General features: G+C 61.5%; 17 protein-coding genes. 15 read left to right on the top strand and 2 right to left on the bottom strand.

Going from position 1 to position 15,456, the window contains the following annotated elements; all coding sequences use genetic code 11:
- Nucleotides 1-47 precede the first annotated feature (47 nt).
- From ACYZT7_RS03065 to ACYZT7_RS02995, 15 genes are all read left to right on the top strand, one after another.
- Nucleotides 48-782 (top strand): glycosyltransferase family 2 protein, encoded by a 735-nt coding sequence (locus ACYZT7_RS03065; RefSeq protein WP_462039894.1) that lies wholly within the window; start codon nt 48-50, stop codon nt 780-782.
- A complete protein-coding gene (locus ACYZT7_RS03060) occupies nt 779-1,726 on the top strand; it encodes an LpxL/LpxP family acyltransferase (protein WP_462039893.1) in 948 nt (315 codons plus the stop codon). The genes ACYZT7_RS03065 and ACYZT7_RS03060 overlap by 4 nt, the downstream gene beginning before the upstream one ends.
- On the top strand, nt 1,707-3,251 hold the full coding sequence (locus tag ACYZT7_RS03055; protein ID WP_462039892.1) for an HAL/PAL/TAL family ammonia-lyase: 1,545 nt from the start codon (nt 1,707-1,709) through the stop codon (nt 3,249-3,251). The genes ACYZT7_RS03060 and ACYZT7_RS03055 overlap by 20 nt, the downstream gene beginning before the upstream one ends.
- The gene (locus ACYZT7_RS03050; protein ID WP_462039891.1) at nt 3,244-3,669 is read left to right on the top strand and encodes an acyl-CoA thioesterase; all 426 of its coding nucleotides are present in this window, start codon (nt 3,244-3,246) and stop codon (nt 3,667-3,669) included. The genes ACYZT7_RS03055 and ACYZT7_RS03050 overlap by 8 nt, the downstream gene beginning before the upstream one ends.
- Nucleotides 3,666-4,268, top strand: a complete 603-nt coding sequence (locus tag ACYZT7_RS03045) for an outer membrane lipoprotein carrier protein LolA (protein WP_462039890.1) — start codon at nt 3,666-3,668, stop codon at nt 4,266-4,268. Before ACYZT7_RS03050 ends, ACYZT7_RS03045 begins: the two co-directional genes overlap by 4 nt.
- The gene (locus ACYZT7_RS03040; protein ID WP_462039889.1) at nt 4,252-6,591 is read left to right on the top strand and encodes an MMPL family transporter; all 2,340 of its coding nucleotides are present in this window, start codon (nt 4,252-4,254) and stop codon (nt 6,589-6,591) included. The genes ACYZT7_RS03045 and ACYZT7_RS03040 overlap by 17 nt, the downstream gene beginning before the upstream one ends.
- A complete protein-coding gene (locus ACYZT7_RS03035) occupies nt 6,588-7,748 on the top strand; it encodes a cation:proton antiporter (RefSeq protein WP_462039888.1) in 1,161 nt (386 codons plus the stop codon). The genes ACYZT7_RS03040 and ACYZT7_RS03035 overlap by 4 nt, the downstream gene beginning before the upstream one ends.
- Complete coding sequence (locus ACYZT7_RS03030; protein ID WP_462039887.1) at nt 7,735-8,982, top strand: NAD(P)/FAD-dependent oxidoreductase; 1,248 nt, start codon at nt 7,735-7,737, stop codon at nt 8,980-8,982. Before ACYZT7_RS03035 ends, ACYZT7_RS03030 begins: the two co-directional genes overlap by 14 nt.
- Nucleotides 8,979-9,704 carry a class I SAM-dependent methyltransferase gene (locus ACYZT7_RS03025; RefSeq protein ID WP_462039886.1) on the top strand — a complete coding sequence of 242 codons (726 nt, stop codon included), beginning with the start codon at nt 8,979-8,981 and terminating at the stop codon, nt 9,702-9,704. The genes ACYZT7_RS03030 and ACYZT7_RS03025 overlap by 4 nt, the downstream gene beginning before the upstream one ends.
- Nucleotides 9,704-10,336 (top strand): hypothetical protein, encoded by a 633-nt coding sequence (locus ACYZT7_RS03020; RefSeq protein ID WP_462039885.1) that lies wholly within the window; start codon nt 9,704-9,706, stop codon nt 10,334-10,336. The genes ACYZT7_RS03025 and ACYZT7_RS03020 overlap by 1 nt, the downstream gene beginning before the upstream one ends.
- A complete protein-coding gene (locus ACYZT7_RS03015) occupies nt 10,333-11,529 on the top strand; it encodes a beta-ketoacyl-[acyl-carrier-protein] synthase family protein (RefSeq protein ID WP_462039884.1) in 1,197 nt (398 codons plus the stop codon). The genes ACYZT7_RS03020 and ACYZT7_RS03015 overlap by 4 nt, the downstream gene beginning before the upstream one ends.
- Complete coding sequence (locus tag ACYZT7_RS03010) at nt 11,526-11,999, top strand: hotdog family protein (RefSeq protein ID WP_462039883.1); 474 nt, start codon at nt 11,526-11,528, stop codon at nt 11,997-11,999. The genes ACYZT7_RS03015 and ACYZT7_RS03010 overlap by 4 nt, the downstream gene beginning before the upstream one ends.
- Nucleotides 11,996-12,724: a 3-oxoacyl-ACP reductase FabG gene (gene fabG, locus ACYZT7_RS03005; protein ID WP_462039882.1), complete on the top strand. Its 729-nt coding sequence runs from the start codon at nt 11,996-11,998 to the stop codon at nt 12,722-12,724. The genes ACYZT7_RS03010 and fabG overlap by 4 nt, the downstream gene beginning before the upstream one ends.
- The gene (locus ACYZT7_RS03000) at nt 12,724-13,950 is read left to right on the top strand and encodes a beta-ketoacyl-ACP synthase (RefSeq protein WP_462039881.1); all 1,227 of its coding nucleotides are present in this window, start codon (nt 12,724-12,726) and stop codon (nt 13,948-13,950) included. The genes fabG and ACYZT7_RS03000 overlap by 1 nt, the downstream gene beginning before the upstream one ends.
- A 114-nt stretch (nt 13,951-14,064) precedes the next feature.
- Nucleotides 14,065-14,322: a hypothetical protein gene (locus ACYZT7_RS02995; protein WP_462039880.1), complete on the top strand. Its 258-nt coding sequence runs from the start codon at nt 14,065-14,067 to the stop codon at nt 14,320-14,322.
- 42 nt (nt 14,323-14,364) lie between these two features.
- Here ACYZT7_RS02995 and ACYZT7_RS02990 read toward each other — a convergent pair whose 3' ends face one another.
- Together ACYZT7_RS02990 and ACYZT7_RS02985 are read right to left on the bottom strand one after the other, a co-directional pair.
- Complete coding sequence (locus ACYZT7_RS02990; protein ID WP_046053969.1) at nt 14,365-14,808, bottom strand: DUF2846 domain-containing protein; 444 nt, start codon at nt 14,806-14,808, stop codon at nt 14,365-14,367.
- A 354-nt stretch (nt 14,809-15,162) separates the two neighbouring features.
- Complete coding sequence (locus ACYZT7_RS02985) at nt 15,163-15,429, bottom strand: DUF6124 family protein (RefSeq protein ID WP_462039879.1); 267 nt, start codon at nt 15,427-15,429, stop codon at nt 15,163-15,165.
- Nucleotides 15,430-15,456 lie beyond the last annotated feature (27 nt).

Below are 15,456 nucleotides of genomic sequence, written 5' to 3'. Positions count from 1 at the left end.
AGCTTGCTCGCGAAGCAGGCACCTCGGTCTTTCAGGTGAACACCAACATGCATAACCCCTGCGCAATCGTCCCGGTCTACAACCACGAAACCGCCATCACCACGGTGGTTGATGCGCTGCTCGCCAGCGGCCTGCCATGCATTTTGGTGGACGATGCCAGCAGCCCGGCCTGTGCAAAGGTGCTCGATCAACTGGCCAAGCGCGACAAGGTGTTCCTGATCCGTCTCGCCACCAATCAAGGCAAGGGCGCCGCCGTCATGACCGGCATGCGCGAAGCTTCGCGCCTGGGCTTCAGCCATGCCTTGCAGGTGGACGCCGACGGTCAGCACGATCTGCACGACGTCCAGACCTTCATCGAACAGTCACGCGCCCATCCCGAGGCGGTGATCTGCGGCTATCCGCAATACGACGCCAGCGTGCCGAAAGGCCGTTTGTACGCCCGTTACCTGACTCACGTCATGGTCTGGATCAACACCCTGTCGTTGCAGATTCGCGATTCCATGTGCGGCTTTCGCGTCTATCCGTTACCACCGACCCTGGCGCTGATCGATTCGGCGAAGATCGGCAAGCGCATGGACTTCGACTCGGACGTTCTCGTGCGACTGGCCTGGCGCAATCTCCCCATGCAATGGCTGCAAACCAAAGTCCATTACCCATTGGATGGCGTCTCGCATTTCCGCCTGTTCCACGACAATGTGCTGATTACGAGCATGCACACCCGGCTGTTCTTCGGCATGTTGCTGCGGGCACCGGTGATTCTCTGGCGACGGTGGCGAGCATGAGCAGCAACGTGGACAAAAAGCACTGGGCTGACCGCCAGGAGCGCGGCAGTTTCTGGCTAATGAAGCTCACGGCGTTCGGTGCAAAGGTGTTGGGCCGTCGGCTGCTGAGCCCGCTGCTGTACGGCATCGTTCTTTACTTTTTCCTGTTCGGTCGCAGCGCTCGCCGCAGCGCCTGGCAATACCAGCAACGGCTCGCCGACTGGAGTGGTCGCAACGAATTGCGCCCGACTCATTGGCGGGTCTTCGGCCAGTTCATGGCCTTCGCCGATTCCATGCTCGACAAACTCGACGTGTGGAACGGCAAGCTGAGCATCGAGCAGATTGAAATCATCGACCCGGCATTGCTGCGCACTCAACTGCGCGGCACCCGCGGGCAGATGCTGGTGGGCGCGCACCTGGGCAATCTCGAGGTCTGCCGTGCGTTGGCCGAGATCGGCGAAAAAGTCACGATGAACGTGTTGGTGCACACCAAGCACGCCGAGCAATTCAACCGTTTGCTGGGCGAAGCCGGCGCGACCAATCTGCGACTGATCCAGGTCAGCGAGCTGGACCCGCTGATCATGCTGCAACTCCATGAGCGTCTGGAACGCGGCGAGTGGCTGGCGATTGCCGGCGACCGCGTGCCGCTGCACGGCGGGCGCAGCGTGACGGTGGACTTCCTTGGCCATCAAGCCGCGTTCCCTCAGGGGCCGTGGTTGCTGGCCGGTCTGCTGAAATGCCCGATCAACCTGATGCTGTGCCTGAAGAAGCCGGCGGGCGACTATCGACTGACCCTCGAGCCGTTCGCCGAGGCCGTGGTGTGGAAGCGCAGCGACCGCGAGCAGGTCATTCATCAGTGGGCCTCCCGCTATGCCGAACGCTTGGGTCACTATTGCCTTGAAGCGCCCCAACAATGGTTCAACTTTTACCCTTTCTGGAAGACCGATGACGACGCCAACGCTTGAGCCGGTAACCTTCGGCGAACTCCCTTTGCGCATCGAAGACGTGCTGGCCCTGGCCAACCGTCAGGTGCCGACGCAGTTGCAAAGCGACCCTGCGTACCGCGAGCGTATCGCCAAGGGTGCGCGATTCCTCGACTCCCTGCTGGACAAGGAAGGTGTGATCTACGGTGTGACCACCGGCTACGGCGATTCCTGCGTGGTCGCGGTGCCGCTGCATCACGTCGAGGCGTTGCCCCGTCATCTGTACACGTTCCACGGCTGCGGCCTGGGCAAACTGCTCGATGCGCAGGCCACTCGCGCGGTGCTGGCGGCGCGTTTGCAGTCGCTGTGCCACGGCGTGTCCGGGGTGCGCGTGGAGCTGCTGGAACGCCTGCAAGCCTTTCTCGAACACGACATTCTGCCGCTGATTCCGGAAGAAGGTTCGGTGGGCGCCAGTGGTGATCTGACGCCTCTGTCCTATGTCGCCGCGACGTTGTCCGGCGAGCGTGAAGTGATGTTCCGGGGTGAACGCTGGCAAGCCGCCGACGTGCACCGCGAAATGGGTTGGGAGCCGCTGGTACTGCGCCCGAAAGAAGCCCTGGCCTTGATGAACGGCACCGCCGTCATGACCGGCCTCGCCTGCCTGGCCTACGCCCGCGCCGACTACCTGCTGCAATTGGCCACCCGCATCACCGCGTTAAACGTGGTCGCGCTGCAAGGTAACCCCGAGCACTTCGACGAGCGCCTGTTCGCCACCAAGCCGCATCCGGGGCAAATGCAAGTCGCCGCGTGGCTGCGCAAGGATCTGGCGATCGACGCGCCGACCGCGCCGCTGCATCGCCTGCAAGACCGCTATTCCCTGCGGTGCGCGCCCCACGTCCTCGGCGTGCTGGCCGACAGCCTGAACTGGCTGCGCTCGTTCATCGAGATCGAACTCAACAGTGCCAACGACAACCCGATCATCGACGCCGAAGCCGAACGCGTGCTGCACGGCGGGCACTTCTATGGCGGCCACATTGCGTTCGCCATGGACAGCCTGAAGAACCTGGTGGCCAACGTCGCCGATCTGCTCGACCGTCAACTTGCGTTGCTGGTGGACGAGCGTTACAACCACGGTTTGCCGAGCAACCTGTCCGGTGCAACCGCGGATCGCGCGATGCTCAACCACGGCTTCAAAGCCGTGCAGATCGGCACCAGTGCCTGGACCGCCGAAGCGCTGAAAAACACCATGCCGGCCAGTGTCTTCTCGCGCTCCACCGAGTGCCACAACCAGGACAAAGTGAGCATGGGCACCATCGCTGCCCGCGATGCGATCCGCGTGCTGGAACTGACCGAACAGGTCGCCGCCGCCACCCTGCTGGCCGCCAATCAAGGCGTCTGGCTGCGCAGCAAGGCCGAGGATGCCCGTCCATTGCCGCCAGCCCTGGCCGCCATGCACGAAGAGCTGGCGAAAGACTTCCCGCCGGTCATCGAAGACCGGGCGCTGGAAGGCGAATTGCGCCTGTGCCTGAAGCGTATTGCCGAACAACACTGGAGGCTGCATGCGTAGCAAGGGCGTGCTTCACACCGATACGGAAATCCTCGTGCCGTTCTTTGACGTCGACACCATGAACGTCGTTTGGCACGGCCATTACGTCAAATACCTGGAAGTCGCCCGCTGCGCGCTGCTGGACAAGATCGGCCACAACTACGACGCCATGGTTGAGTCCGGTTACGCGTGGCCGGTGATTGATCTGCAATTGCGTTATGTGCGCGGCGCGGTGTTCGGTCAGAAGTTGAACGTGCGCGCCAATCTGGTGGAGTGGGAGAACCGTCTGAAGATCAGCTACCTGATCAGCGATCTGGAAACCGGCGACCGCTTGACCCGCGCCAGTTCCGTGCAGGTTGCCGTCGACATGAGCAGCCGCGAAATGCTGTTGGCCTCACCCAAGGTCTTCACCGACGCTGTTGAAAGGATGCTTGCATGAACCCGTTCTTCAAATGTCTCGGCGCGTTGACGCTGCTTGGGTTGTCATCGATCGCTCATGCATTCGATCTGCAACAGCTCAGCGATCAACTGGCCAAGCCTGACGTGATCCACGGTAACTTCATCCAGGAAAAACACCTGCGCGCCCTGCCCCAGCCGCTGACCAGCAAGGGCACCTTCGTCCTGGCTAAAAACCACGGTTTGCTCTGGCTGCTGAAAACCCCGCTGCAACAGGATTACCGCATCAGCGACAAAGGCATTGCCCGGCGTGACGCCAACGGTTGGCAAATGCTCCCGAGCAAGAGTGCCGGCGCCGAGCAGAACCGCTTGTTCCTCGCCGTATTGCAAGGTGACAGCAGCGGACTGCAACGGGATTTCGAGCTTTCGCTGGACGGCGATGCGCAGAACTGGAAGCTGACGCTGACCCCGCGCTCAATGCTGCTTAAGCAGGTGTTCACTCAGATCAACATTGCCGGCGGCGAACTGGTGCACAGCATCGAGCTGCTCGAAACCCAGGGCGACAGCACGCTTTTACGCATGCAAGACAGCACCAGCGCCCAACCGTTGAGCAACGCGGAGCAACATGACTTTGCCCAGTGAGCGGAGTCTTCCGCGGCTGTTTCTGATCCTGCTGCTGGCGGTGCTCGCGCTCGCCGGTTGGCAATGGCGTGACGGCGCCCCGCTGTCGGCCAACCTGATGGAACTGGTGCCAGGCACGGCGCCGGACGCGCTGGAACTGCGCGCCGAACAACGCATGCAAGAACCGCTGAACCGCGAAATGCTGGTGCTGGTCGGCCACACCGATCGCCAGCAAGCGGTCGCCATGGCGCAGAAACTGGGCGAGCAGTGGCAGGCCAGCGGCTTGTTCGAAAAGGTCCAGTGGAACCTGCAAGCCGACTTGCCGGCGCTGCGCACGCAACTACTGCAAGGCCGACTGGCGATGCTCTCGGCGGCCGACCGGCAGCAACTGATTGAGCATCCCGACGCCTTTATCCAGCAGCGAGTACAAGCGCTGTTCGACCCCTTCACCGGTTTCAGTCTGGTGCCGAGCCAGGATGACTGGCTGGGCCTGACCGGGCGCATCCAGAACAGCCAGCCGCAGCACGGTTCGGTGCAACTGGACATCGGCAGCGGTGCGTTGGTCGCCGATGCCGACGGCAAGAGTTGGGTGTTGCTGCGCTCGCGAACCACGGGCAACGCCTTCGACATGAACCTGCCGCTGCAAGTGGCCGATCTGCTCAAGCACAGCCGTGAAGAAGCCGCCCAGGCAAACGTTCAACTGCTTGCCGCCAGCGGCTTGCTCTATGCGGCCAGTGGGCAAAAGCAAGCCACCCGGGAAATGACCTGGGTCGGTGGTGGCGCCACGGTGGGAATTCTGTTGCTGTTGCTGCTGGCCTTCCGGCGCTGGCGCGTGTTGCTGGCCTTCGTTCCGGTGCTGGTGGGCATGCTCTTCGGCGCGGTGGCCTGCGTGGCGCTGTTCGGCCATATGCACGTGATGACGCTGGTGCTTGGCTCGAGCCTGATCGGCGTAGCGGTCGATTACCCGCTGCATTACCTGTCCAAGAGCTGGAGCCTGAAACCCTGGCACAGCTGGCCGGCCCTGCGCCTGACATTGCCGGGCCTGACGCTGAGCCTGATCACCAGTTGCATCGGTTACCTGGCCCTGGCCTGGACCCCGTTCCCGGCGCTGACCCAAATTGCCGTGTTCTCGGCCGCCGGTCTGCTCGGCGCTTATTTGTCCGCGGTGTGCCTGCTGCCGGCACTGCTCAAAGGCGTCGACCTGCGACCGGCGCAATGGCCACTGCGGGTTTCCGAGTATTTGTTGGGGCGCCGTGAGGCGTTGCTCAAACTCGCGAGTACGCCGGTGTTGCTGGCGCTGCTGATTGCCTTTTGTGCGGGCGGTCTGTTGCAGCTCGACACCAAAAATGACATTCGCCAGTGGGTCGGTGCACCGCAGCAACTGACTGACGAAGCACAAACCATTGCGCGCATCACGGGCTATCAACCCACCAGCCAGTTCTTCCTGGTGCGCGCAGCCAATCAACAGGAACTGCTCGAACGCCAAACCGCGTTGAGTGAGCGGCTGGATCAGTTGGTCAACCTGGAAAAACTCCAGGGTTATCTGTCACTCAATCAACTGGTCAGCCAACCCACCGAACAGCGGAAAGTGCGCGAAGCATTGAACAAGTTGCCGCAGTTCTGGCAACCGCTGCTCGATGTTGGCGTGCCGGCCGAGGCGCTGCAAGCAGAGCTCACGAAGTTACAGGCACTGCCCACCGAAGACATCGACGCGGCGCTGGTCGGCCCGCTGGCCGAACCCTATCGCGCGCTGTGGCTGGGACCGACCGATGACGGCGTAGCGGCGATGGTCAGTCTGCAAGGCCTGAACAACCCCTCTCTGCTACGAGTCCAGGCGCTGGACTTGCCGGGCGTGGAACTGGTGGATCGCCTCGGGGAGCTGAACAAGGTGTTCGCCGACACCCAGATCAGTGCCGCAGAGCTGAAACTCGCTTCCTGTGTGCTGATCGTGCTGGTGCTGATCCTGCCGTTCGGCTTCGGCGGCGCGCTGCGGATCGTCGCCCTGCCGCTGCTGGCCGCGCTGTGCAGCCTGGCCAGTCTCGGCTGGCTGGGGCAACCGCTGACGCTGTTCAGCCTGTTCGGCCTGCTGCTGGTGACGGCCATCAGCGTCGATTACGCGATCCTCATGCGTGAACAGGTCGGCGGCGCTGCGGTGAGCCTGCTGGGCACCTTGCTGGCGGCGCTGACCACCTGGCTGTCGTTCGGTCTGCTGGCGGTGTCCAGCACACCGGCGGTGAGCAACTTTGGTCTGTCCGTTAGCCTGGGCCTGGCCTTCAGCTTCATTCTTGCGCCTTGGGCCGGACGCCAGGTTCACGCCACCCCGGTCGCGGAGTCTGCTGCATGATGATCGCCTTGTTTTGGGCAATGGCCCTGGCACTGTTCGCCGTGGCCACCCGTGTCGGTCGTCACTTCGGCGTGATCCCGATCGTCAGCCAGTTGCTGCTGGCCACCTTCGGCCTGCCGCTGCTGATGTACTTCTGGATCGAACCCCAGTGGCAATTGAGCGGCGCCGCGCTGGTCGCGCCGGTCTGGCTGAAAAACTTCTACAGCCTGAGTTTTGCCTTGTTGCTCGGGCACATTCTCAGTGACGTGATTGATCTGCGACTCGACCGTCAAAGCCTGAAAATCGCCCTGCCGAGTTTCTCCATTCCGTTTGCCTGCGGGCTAGCAACCGCGGTGTGGCTGTTGCCGCCGCAACCCTGGATCAGTTCCCTGGCGGTCGGCTTGCTGTTCGCCATCACCGCGATTCCGGTGTTGTATTTGTACCTGCGGCACATCAACTACCCGCCCGCCGCCACTCGGCGACTGGTGCAAACCGCGATCCTCATCGACCTCACCTGCTGGACCCTGTTCGCCATCGCCCAAGGCAGCCTGCACCTGAGCAGCCTCCTGCTGCCGCTGGCCGGCGCCTGCTTGCCGTTGCTGCTGCGCCTGTTCCGATTGCGCCAGCCGTTGCTGCACAGCGGGTGCTTCTTCGCACTGCTGATCGTGGCGGAACACTTCAAGCTCAACGCGTTGATTTTCGGCATCGGTTACCTGCTGTGGATGGCCGCGCTCAAAGTGCCGCTGGTGCTGCCGTTGCCGGTGATCTGGATGAGTCACTTGCAGACGTACATCGCGATCCCGCTGATCCTCACGTTCGGCATCGTGCAGATCAACGTCCACGCGGCCATGGCCAGCCTCGGCTGGGTGCAACTGGCGGCACTGCTGCTGTTCCCGATTGCCAGTAAACTGCTGGGCAACTGGCTGGGCCTCGGCTGGGCCGGCGCCTCGTTTGAAGGCGCGAGTCGCTGGCGGGAAAGTGTCTTGCTGAATATTCGTGGCTTGAGCGAGATCGTCTTTCTCAACCTGCTGCTACAACAACACCTCATCAGCCCGGCGCTGTACTTCGCGCTGATGGTGATGGGCCTGATCGCGACACTGCTGCCGGCACTCGCCGGCATGCACCGCCCCCCTCTGAACATCGCCGTCCCGGCAAGGAGCCCCCGTGCCAACAGTTGAAATGGAACATCGCCAGGTCGTGGTGATCGGTGCAGGTCCATCGGGCGCCATTGCCGCCGCGCTACTCAAGCGCAAAGGGCACGATGTATTGATGATCGAACGCCAGCATTTCCCAAGGTTTTCCATCGGTGAAAGCCTGCTGTCCCACTGCCTGGATTTCGTCGAAGAAGCCGGCATGCTCGAGGCCGTGAACGCCGCTGGATTCCAGTTCAAAAACGGTGCGGCATTCGCTTGGGGCGAGCGATACAGCGCCTTTGATTTCGGCGAGACTTTCAGCAACGGCAAGCCGACCACCTTCCAGGTCCTGCGTGCCGATTTTGACAAACTACTGGCCGATCAGGCCGCGCTGCAAGGTGTCGACGTTCGTTACGGCGAAGCCATCGTCAGCGTCGATTTCAGCCTGCCGAAACCGCAGCTCGACGTGCTTCGCGAAGACGGCAGCCAGTACCGCGTCGAAGCCGATTTCGTGCTGGATGCCAGCGGCTATGGGCGTGTGTTGCCGCGCTTGCTCGACCTTGAAGCTCCGTCGGATTTCCCGGTGCGTCAGGCCGTGTTCACCCATGTCGAAGACCACATCGACAACCCGGCCTTCGAGCGGGAAAAAATCCTCATCACCACCCATCCGATCCACCGCGATATCTGGTTCTGGACCATCCCGTTCAGCAACGGTCGTTGCTCGGTGGGCGTGGTCGCAGCAGCCGAACACTTCGAAGGCCGCATGGAGAGTCTGGACAAGTGCCTGCGCGGGTTTATCGCTGAAACTCCAAGCCTGGCCGGTGTGCTGAACAACGCCGTGTGGGATACGCCTGCGCGAACCATCGGCGGCTACTCGGCCAACGTCAAAACCCTCCACGGCCCTGGCTTTGCCCTGCTCGGCAACGCAGCAGAATTCCTCGACCCGGTGTTCTCCTCCGGCGTGACCATCGCCATGCGCTCGGCGAGCATGGCCGCCGGGGTTCTGCATCGCCAACTGCAAGGCGAAAATGTCGATTGGCAGACTGAGTTCGCCATCCCGCTCAAGCGCGGCGTCGACACGTTCCGTTGCTACGTCGAAGGCTGGTACGCCGGGACGTTCCAGGACGTGATCTATCACGTGGGCGGCTCTGCGGATATTCGCCGCATGATCAGTTCGATTCTGGCCGGGTATGCCTGGGACGAGCGCAATCCGTTCGTCGCCGAACCCAAGCGCCGGCTGCGGATGTTGTCGGAACTCTGTTCAAGGGATGCCACATGAGCTACTTGAGCGACACCTACGTCGAAGAAACCCGTTTCGGTGTCTGGTTCCTGCGCAGCCACACCTGGCAGCACCATGTGTTGCGAGTAGCGATCAATGACCTTCGCGGCCTGTTCAGCGAACCATTGCCGAACAACCCGGTGCTGCTGGATGCCGGTTGCGGTCAGGGCAAGTCGTTTCAGTACTTGCGCCAGACCTTTGCGCCCCAGCGCCTGATCGGTCTGGACGCCGACCCTCACAGCCTGAGCCTGGCCGGCGAAGAAGCCGTCCGTCAGGGTGTGGAGGTGGAGTTGATCGGCAGCGACTGCGCGAGCATCAAAGTTCCAGACGCCAGCGTCGACCTGCTGTTCTGTCACCAGACCTTCCATCATCTGGTGCAGCAGGAACAGGCACTGGCCGAGTTCTACCGCGTACTCAAGCCCGGTGGCTATCTGCTGTTCGCCGAATCCACCGAGGCTTACATTGATACCTGGGTGATCCGCTGGTTGTTCCGCCATCCGATGCACGTGCAGAAGAGCGCCGCCGGGTATCTGGAAATGATTCGCCAGCAGGGTTTCGAACTCGGCCCGAAAAACGTGTCTTATCCGTACTTGTGGTGGAGCCGCGCCAAGGATTTCGGTCTGCTTGAACGCTTGGGTCTGCGCCGGCCAAAGCCCTTCGGCCAACGGGAAGAAACCCTGGTCAATGTGGTCGCGCGCAAACCCCATGAAAGGTGTGTTTGATGTTCATTGTCAGTCGTTCAAACTGCGGCCCCTGTGGGAGCGAGCTTGCTCGCGATAGCGGTGGGTCAGCCAACATAACTGTTGAATGTAGTGCCCTCATCGTCGGATCGCCGCCCGGAGACAAGCTCGCTCCCACAGGGATAGCGGGCATCCTGAGATTTTTGCTCCTCGGCGCAGTCCTGTTGCTGAGCGCCTGTGCCAGCCGGGCGCCGCTGCCCGAGCAAACTCCGAACCTGTCGTTGCCGCTGCAATTGCACATCCAGCGCCTGGTGGCTGACCAACGGCAGGACTGGGTGCTGGTGATCCAGCGTGAAGGCTTAGGGATTCGCTGGTCGATGATGGACTTGCTGGGCATTCCACAGGCACGCCAGAAACTGGTCGACGGCGAGTGGCAGGCTGACGGCCTGCTGCCACCCAATCCAGAAGCGCGAGAGCTGTTCGCCGCGCTGCTGTTTGCACTGACCCCCAAAGATGAACTGTCGGGCAACTATCCCGCCGCGTGGCAGCATGGCTCGCAACGGTCCTTGCCAGCGCACTGGGAAGTCCGCTACTCACAACCCATGAGCTTTGAATTGAACCTGCCCAAAGGCCCGAAATACCAAGTCACGCCGCTCAGCGGGGACACGCCATGACGGCCTACCTGAACGCCCTCGGGGTGATCTGCGCCCTGGGCCGTGACAAGCACGAAGTCGCCCGCAACCTGTTTGCCGGTGACTGCTCGGGCATGCGCAATGAGGCCGGCTGGGTGGCGGAACGGTCGCTGCCCGTGGCCGCGGTCCAAGGCGAACTGGCCCCGATCCCGGCTGAGCTTGCGCAGCAAAGCAGCCGTAATAATCAATTGCTGCTGGAAGCCGCGCTGCAAATTCGCGAAGACATCGACCAGGCGATCCAGACTTACGGTCGCGACCGCATCGGTATCGTTCTGGGCACCAGCACCTCGGGCATCGACGAAGCCAGTCGCGGCCTGGCCCATTACATCCGCGAGCATCAGTTCCCGGCCGATTACGACTATCAGCAACAGGAACTCGGCGCTCCGGCGAACTTCCTCGCCGACCGGCTGCAATTGAGCGGCCCGGCCTATGTGATTTCCACGGCCTGCACGTCCAGCGCCCGAGCGCTGATGAGTGCTCAGCGACTGTTGGACCTGGGCATTTGCGACGCGGTGCTGTGCGGCGGTGTCGACAGCCTGTGCAAGTTGACCCTCAATGGGTTCTCGGCGCTGGAAGCGGTGTCCGGGCAACGTTGCAACCCGTTTTCGGTGAACCGTAACGGCATCAATATTGGTGAAGCGGCGGTGCTGTTTTTGATGAGCAACAGTGTTGGCAACAGCCAGCCGATTGCCCTGCTCGGCAGTGGCGCCAGCTCCGATGCGCATCACATTTCTGCGCCGGAACCGACCGGCCGTGGCGCCCTGCAAGCAATGCGTAAAGCCTTGAGCCGAGCAGAACTGCAGCCGCAGCAGATTGATTACCTGAACCTGCACGGTACCGCCACCCAACACAACGACGCCATGGAAAGCCTGGCGGTGGCGACGTTGTTCCCGGCGGGTGTGCCGTGTTCGTCGACCAAACCCATGACCGGCCACACCCTCGGCGCGGCTGGTGCTCTGGAAGCGGCGTTCTGCTGGTTGAGCCTGAGTGCAGGCAACCGCGAGCACGCCCTGCCGCCCCACGTCTGGGACGGCCAACCGGACCCCGAACTGCCCGCCCTGAATTGGGTGACCCCGGCTGATCGCCTGGCGTCCATTGCACCTCGCTATCTGATGAGCAACTCCTTTGCCTTCGGTGGCAACAACGTCAGCCTGATTATCGGAGACGCCCCATGATTGACTGGCCGATCGCCGAACTGCTGCCGCACGCTGGCGACATGATCTTTATCGAGCAGATCCTGGCGTTCGATGACGAGCAGATTCACACCCGCCTCACGGTCAAACCCGATGGCCTGTTCAACCGCCCGGACGGCAGCCTGCCGGCATGGGTCGGCATCGAATTGATGGCCCAGAGCGTCGCCGCCTACGCCGGCTGCCATGCCCGCCAGCGTGGCGATGCGGTGGAGCTGGGGTTTCTGCTCGGCACCCGTAAATTCGAATGCAACGTCGAGCACTTCCCCGCCGGCACCGAGCTGACCATCCACGGAATACGCTCGCTGGAAGACGACAACGGCATGGGCGTGTTCGAATGCCACATCACCGCCCCCGGCATTCACGCCACCGCTCGTCTGAACGTGTTCCGTCCGCCTCAGGCTGCTCAGTATCTTCATGAATCTACCGGCTCTTCAAAAGGAATCCAGCCATGACTGAATCCGTACTGGTCACCGGTTCCAGCCGTGGCATCGGCCGCGCCATCGCTTTGCGTCTGGCCCAGGCCGGGCATGACATCGTGCTGCATTGCCGCAGTGGCCTTGTGGACGCTGAAGTCGTGAAGGCCGACATCGAAGCATTGGGGCGTAAAGCGCGCATCCTGCAATTCGACGTATCCGACCGCGCCAGCTGCAAAGCCACTCTCGAAGCCGACGTGGAAACCCACGGCGCCTATTACGGCGTGGTGCTTAACGCCGGTCTGACGCGCGACGGTGCTTTTCCAGCCCTGAGCGAGGATGATTGGGATGTGGTGATGCGCACTAATCTCGACGGTTTCTACAACGTGCTGCACCCGGTCATGATGCCGATGATTCGTCGCCGCGCGGCCGGACGGATTGTTTGCATCACCTCGGTTTCCGGATTGATCGGCAACCGTGGCCAGGTCAACTACAGCGCCTCCAAGGCCGGTTTGATCGGTGCGGCGAAGGCGTTGGCGATCGAACTGGGCAAGCGCAAAATTACCGTTAACTGTGTCGCACCCGGCTTGATCGACACCGCGATGCTCGATGAAAACGTGCCGGTGGAAGAACTGATGAAAATGATTCCCGCACAACGCATGGGCACACCTGAAGAGGTGGCCAGCGCTGTGAATTTCCTGATGTCGGCGGAAGCGTCGTACATCACCCGGCAGGTTCTGGCCGTCAACGGAGGCCTGTGCTGATGAAGCGCGTCGTCGTCACCGGCATGGCCGGCATCACCTCACTGGGCAGCGATTGGGACACCATCGCCGGCAACTTCGCCGCCAACCGCAGCGGCATCCGCCGCATGGACGAGTGGGATCGCTTCACCGAACTCAACACACGCCTGGCCGGGCCGATCGATGACTTCAAAGTGCCGAGCCACTGGACCCGCAAACAATTGCGCAGCATGGGCCGGGTCTCGCGCCTGGCGGTCGGTGCGGCGGAACGGGCGTTGGCCGATGCCGGGCTGTTGGGTGACGAATCGATCAAGGACGGGCGCATGGGCGTTTCCTGCGGCTCATCCACCGGCAGCACCGATGAGATCAAGGCGTTCGGCAACATGCTGCTCAACTCGGTGGCCGAGGGCCTGAACGCCAACTCCTACGTGCGCATGATGCCGCACACCACGGCGGCGAATATCAGCATCTTCTTCGGCCTCACCGGTCGGCTGATCCCGACCTCCAGCGCTTGCACCAGCGGCAGTCAGGGCATCGGTTACGCCTACGAGTCGATCAAGTTCGGCCGCCTGCCATTGATGCTCGCCGGCGGCGCCGAAGAACTGTGCCCGACCGAAGCCATGGTCTTCGACGCGCTCTACGCCACCAGCTTGAAAAACGATGCGCCGCAGACGTCCCCACGCCCATACGACAGCGCTCGTGATGGCCTGGTGATCGGTGAAGGCGGCGGCATGCTGGTGCTCGAAGAACTCGAACACGCCTTGGCTCGCGGTGCGCACATCCACGCCGAACTCGTCGGTTTCGGCAGCAACGCCGACGGCCAGCACGCCACCCGGCCGGAGCAAACCACCATGCGCCGGGCCATGGAGCTGGCGCTGGAAGATGCCGGGCTGAAGCCTTCGGACATCGGCTACGTGAATGGTCACGGCACGGCCACTGAACAGGGCGACATTGCCGAAACACTGGCGACCAGCCGTCTGTTCGGCGAACACATGCCAATCAGCTCGCAGAAGAGCTTCCTCGGTCACACCCTGGGAGCCTGCGGCGCGCTGGAATCCTGGTTCAGCATCGAAATGCTGAACCGCGACCTGTACGTCCACACCCTCAACCTCGACGACGTCGACCCGCACTGCGGCAAGCTCGATTACCTGCGCGGCGAGTTCCGAAAGATGAGCAACCAGTACGTGATGAACAATAATTTTGCGTTTGGCGGGGTTAATACTTCGCTGATTTTTCGGCGCTGGTCGTAACAGGGAAGTACGGTGATTGATCGTTCCCACGCAGGAGCGTGGGAACGATCAGTTAATCCCATCTACACTCGCTGAATCAGACCCGCATGCACCCAGCCTGCTCGAACCGCAAACGTGTTGCGCACGAATGTCGTCAGCGATTGGCCCACCAATGCCTCCAACAAGAGCGATTTCGATGCCTGTGAGTGGGCAGTGCAATCGACGTTGATCGAGTTGCAAGCAGAGGCAAAGCGGGTCGGGGCGAATGCGGTGACCAACATCGTGAGTTATTACGATCAGCATGTGCGCCAAGACCTGAACACCTATGAGTGCCGAGCCGGAGTGTTTGTGGCGCGAGTAGCGTTGCGCGGGGATTTGGTACGGGTGCAGTGAACGGGACCACCCCCGCGATTTACGCAGGGGTCGCCCAGTCGCTTACTGAGCTTGAATCAATTTGCTTTCAGCGACGCCAGCGCGGCCTGTCTTGTCGTCGACGACTTGCAGGTTGTTGCGCGCCTTGATGAAGCCCACTTTCACTTCCTGCCAGACAAAGTAGTTCTTGCCGGCTTCTGCGGTGAGTTTCAGTTCAGAATCGTTTTCCGCCGAAGACACCAGGGTCTGTTGACCGGCCGGGACGGATAACATCAGGTAAGACTTGGCGACGGTTTGCCCTACCGGTTTGCCATTGAGTGCCACCGGCATTTTCACGCCAGCACCCATACTCTCGTTGCGATAAACGTAGATATTGGCTTTGTCCGGGGTGACCTGGAAAGTCTTGGCCTGAGCATCCTGGCTTTCATCAGCCATTTTTACCGAAGCACAACCACCGGTCAGAGCGGTCAACGCCAGCAAAGCGGTGAAGGTTAACTGCTTGAACATCCTGTATCTCCATTGTTTTGATGAGTCCAACGATGGTTATCGGCCGTATCCAACAGAACCTTGAAACTCTATGGATTCAGCTTACGCGTCAGCCATTCAATCAACGTGACCGCCTCGCAGATTTTCCTGTGCTGGACATAAATCGAGTCATTCAACGATTTCAGTAACGCCAGAACGACAAAGGGCGTCTTTCGGCGCCCCTTCACAAACAGGTCGGCTTGTCATCGCCCTGTACCTGTCTGGCTCTGCGATGGCTGGTTACCCAGGATCCTCAGAGTCTCACAAGCCCCTTTCGGGAACGCGGGCAGTATTGATCGTTCCCGCGCTCTGCGTGGGAATGATCGGTTGGGTCGCTCAGGGTGGATCGAGGTTATCCAACACCCGGTTCACCGCCAATTCTCCCAGCATGATCGACTGCTGAATCCCCAGCAGTGTGTTGCTTTGCGATCCTTTCAGATACCTCGCGAAATCGCTCGCCATGACATTTGCTGATGCCAGCGATTCACAGGCGTATTCCAGAAGGGTTTGATTGTCGACTTCGGGGGCGATGAGGAAGATTGTACTGGGTTGGCGTGGAGCGTCCGGATCGGTCTCCGGCGAACTTTCTGTTGTATTGGTCATGATTTAGTGTCCAAAAAAATGGAGCCA

The sequence above is a fragment of the Pseudomonas sp. RT4P38 genome (assembly GCF_054897765.1).
The sequence above is the reverse complement of the archived record's forward strand: the minus strand, read 5'-3'. Positions and strand labels throughout refer to the sequence as shown.

Coding starts and splice junctions, on each gene's coding strand:
- ACYZT7_RS02990 (WP_046053969.1), bottom strand. CDS start 14,808: ATGTTCAAGCAGTTAACCTTCACCGCTTTGCTGGCGTTGACCGCTCTG.
- ACYZT7_RS03020 (WP_462039885.1), top strand. CDS start 9,704: ATGTTCATTGTCAGTCGTTCAAACTGCGGCCCCTGTGGGAGCGAGCTT.
- ACYZT7_RS03060 (WP_462039893.1), top strand. CDS start 779: ATGAGCAGCAACGTGGACAAAAAGCACTGGGCTGACCGCCAGGAGCGC.
- ACYZT7_RS03000 (WP_462039881.1), top strand. CDS start 12,724: ATGAAGCGCGTCGTCGTCACCGGCATGGCCGGCATCACCTCACTGGGC.
- fabG (WP_462039882.1), top strand. CDS start 11,996: ATGACTGAATCCGTACTGGTCACCGGTTCCAGCCGTGGCATCGGCCGC.
- ACYZT7_RS03010 (WP_462039883.1), top strand. CDS start 11,526: ATGATTGACTGGCCGATCGCCGAACTGCTGCCGCACGCTGGCGACATG.
- ACYZT7_RS03045 (WP_462039890.1), top strand. CDS start 3,666: ATGAACCCGTTCTTCAAATGTCTCGGCGCGTTGACGCTGCTTGGGTTG.
- ACYZT7_RS03040 (WP_462039889.1), top strand. CDS start 4,252: ATGACTTTGCCCAGTGAGCGGAGTCTTCCGCGGCTGTTTCTGATCCTG.
- ACYZT7_RS03025 (WP_462039886.1), top strand. CDS start 8,979: ATGAGCTACTTGAGCGACACCTACGTCGAAGAAACCCGTTTCGGTGTC.
- ACYZT7_RS03055 (WP_462039892.1), top strand. CDS start 1,707: ATGACGACGCCAACGCTTGAGCCGGTAACCTTCGGCGAACTCCCTTTG.
- ACYZT7_RS03065 (WP_462039894.1), top strand. CDS start 48: ATGCATAACCCCTGCGCAATCGTCCCGGTCTACAACCACGAAACCGCC.
- ACYZT7_RS02985 (WP_462039879.1), bottom strand. CDS start 15,429: ATGACCAATACAACAGAAAGTTCGCCGGAGACCGATCCGGACGCTCCA.
- ACYZT7_RS03015 (WP_462039884.1), top strand. CDS start 10,333: ATGACGGCCTACCTGAACGCCCTCGGGGTGATCTGCGCCCTGGGCCGT.
- ACYZT7_RS03050 (WP_462039891.1), top strand. CDS start 3,244: ATGCGTAGCAAGGGCGTGCTTCACACCGATACGGAAATCCTCGTGCCG.
- ACYZT7_RS03035 (WP_462039888.1), top strand. CDS start 6,588: ATGATGATCGCCTTGTTTTGGGCAATGGCCCTGGCACTGTTCGCCGTG.